This is a genomic window from Cryobacterium sp. MDB1-18-1, assembly GCF_004402735.1.
Classification (GTDB): domain Bacteria; phylum Actinomycetota; class Actinomycetes; order Actinomycetales; family Microbacteriaceae; genus Cryobacterium; species Cryobacterium glucosi.
Genome location: NZ_SOFR01000087.1, coordinates 1 through 2,497, shown reverse-complemented (window position 1 = coordinate 2,497; position 2,497 = coordinate 1). Strand labels below are relative to the sequence as shown.

Sequence of the window (2,497 nt, the reverse complement as noted above, 5' to 3'; positions counted from 1 at the left end):
GCGATCACCGTTGGCGGCGTGAAGTACCTCTACACCGTCTCGAACGGGAAGGTGTACGAAGCGGCCAGCAACAACGGGTGGACGAGCCTATCAACAGGCGTCGACGGTTCATCCTCAATAGCCGCGACAACCGCGGATCCCGTGAAGTTGGTCTACACGATTCTCTGATGTGCGTACGAATCTCGGAAGCGCTGGTCGGCTGGGTGGATTGTCACTTCGGGCGTCCAGCGGTCCGAGGTCCGTTTAGTCACTTCCTGCGATCATGGAACACCTTGATGTCAAGAGAATTCCCGGCGGTCTCCGTAATGGAACGGCTGTCTTGTCGCAGTGCGATTTGTGCCGACTATCACACAGAAGCAGAACAACGCTGCGATGACCCCGTTCACCGAGAGGCCCACGATTGGTACGCCACCCTCGGGCGGACCCACCGCGATGCTCACCAGGTAACTGAACTGCAGACCGAACAAAACAGTAAAGATGAAACCTGAAGTCGGATGAGCCGTCATCTTTCACAACGGACGCTCCTGGGCAGCTGGTTCGCCTTCCGCGTGGAAGAAGCGCGTCGAAGGCGACTGCCAGGACCACGAGCGCTGCCATCAGAACGTTCCCGGCGAAAAGCGCCCTGCTGTGACCGTTGCGATTGCGGCGAAGATGCCGAGAACGTAGCAAGCGACTACGTACGCGATTTTCATGGATGGGCTGGTGATGCGAACTGGCATAAGCGCTCCGTTACGAAATTACCGGATAGGGAGCGGTCGCTGTACCGTCCGCTCGGGCAGCGTCTTGACCAGCCTGCTTTGCCGTTCACTTCAAACTGCAGTCGTGTCGAGCGCGACCTCGCTCACTACATCACGCACTCGGAGTGTGGTGCCGATTCCAAGCTTCCACGGACCCGCACCCGACCAAATCAACGCAAACGAGCACGATTGTCCCGCCGTTGAGCCCTGCTTCGCCGTGCCCACCAATTGAACTGTCATTAGCTTCGGGCTGATGTCGGAATCGCTGCTCATTTCGCATCCAGCGGGAGAGATTTTGGAGCACTTTTCGAAGACGACGCCCGCACTTTCGGCAGCGTATGCCGAGGGGGCGGACGCGAAGAGATCTACAAGCGCCTGCTGGTCCCCGGCGTCAATGGCCGCTATCACAAACTGACGGAGGTCCGCGGCCGATCCGTCCGGGGGCAAGGACATCGTGGGTTCATCGAATGCGGTGCACCCGGAGAGCACCATGCCTGCTATCACGACTAGCAGGCAGGTACCTACGTGCATTGGACGAACACGGCCCTTCCCGGACGAATTCGTCATCTAGACAGTGAAGAACCGAGTGTCGCCGCCGAATGGATCCATATCAGTCAACATAGCCGTCAGCAGGAACGCTAGACGCAGAACGCCTGCTGGCCATTCACCCAACCCGTTTGAATGGCAACAACCTCCAGCATCCCTCGAACTGGGGTTGACCGCGCCGGGTTCAGAACGCACGGTCGTCGATACTCTGGCAGCGGGGGTCGTGTGAATCTGCAGCTTCCTTGGGATGCATTCGTATAGTGGGGGAATAGACGTGAACTTCGGCCAGGCAGTTTCCACAGTGTTCAAGAAGTACGCCCAGTTTCGCGGTGTCGCCAGTCGATCCGAATTCTGGTGGTGGACCCTCTTCGCCTGGGTCGTCGGACAGGCCATCGTTGGAATCGGCCAATCATTCACGGGACACAACACGGTTCTCCCTCTGATTTGGAACCTTGGCATGCTCGTCCCCTCACTTGCCGTGACCGTCCGCCGATTTCGAGATGCCGGCTACGGATGGGGCTCCCTCTTTCTCGCACTGCTCCCTATCCTCGGTGCGATCATCATCATTGTCATGCTCTGCCAACCGAGCGAAGTCAAAGCCACAACTGACTCCGCACCGGACTCTGCGACCCCCGATGACCTTCTGGCACCACCGCATCCGGTCTGAGCCAGCGCGACCTCGACGAGTTGCTCGGCCCCTGCCGTGGCCTCGCCTGAGCGGCTGGCCGCAGGATCGCCGCCGTCGGAGTAGAAGTCAACTCCGGCTGGATCAAGTCAGGGGAAGAGGGGCGCAAGTTCTCCGGCACCCACGCGAGACTGTTCCTGAACTCTCATCGGGTCTCCCTGTGCCGCAGCCTCAAGGTCAGCCAGCAGAGCGCTCACCGCGCCCTCAACAACAGGCGAATGACGCCAACGCTCCTCCGCGTCTATGGAGTACGCGGCTACCCCGGGGTGGTGCAGCTGGGCGGCGTAGTCAGCCGCCTCATAGACTTGCCGTGCCGCCCACACCGCTTCCTGTGGCTCATCGGTCAGCCACGTACGAGCAGCATAGGCCACCGCAGCGACAGCATTCTGCGCGTATCCGGCCTCGAACGCCCACTGGTCGTGTTCCCCGGGTGTCAAGGGCCATGAAGAACTGCCCACTGGCGGCCACGGAAAATGCCCGCTGATGGCCATGAAAACTGCCCACTCATGGCCAACAGATCTGCCCACCA

At 60.1% G+C, this 2,497-nt stretch carries 2 protein-coding genes; one reads left to right on the top strand and one right to left on the bottom strand.

Translation table 11 applies throughout. The features are described from left to right. Positions 1 to 1,557: 1,557 nt before the first annotated feature. Positions 1,558 to 1,950, top strand: coding sequence for a DUF805 domain-containing protein (locus E3O50_RS18805; RefSeq protein WP_166790705.1), 393 nt, complete (start codon positions 1,558 to 1,560; stop codon positions 1,948 to 1,950). Positions 1,951 to 2,057: 107 nt separating this feature from the next. Here the strand turns inward: E3O50_RS18805 and E3O50_RS19505 are convergent. Continuing rightward, the coding region (locus E3O50_RS19505; RefSeq protein WP_206750890.1) for a hypothetical protein at positions 2,058 to 2,497 on the bottom strand (440 nt) is incomplete at its 5' end.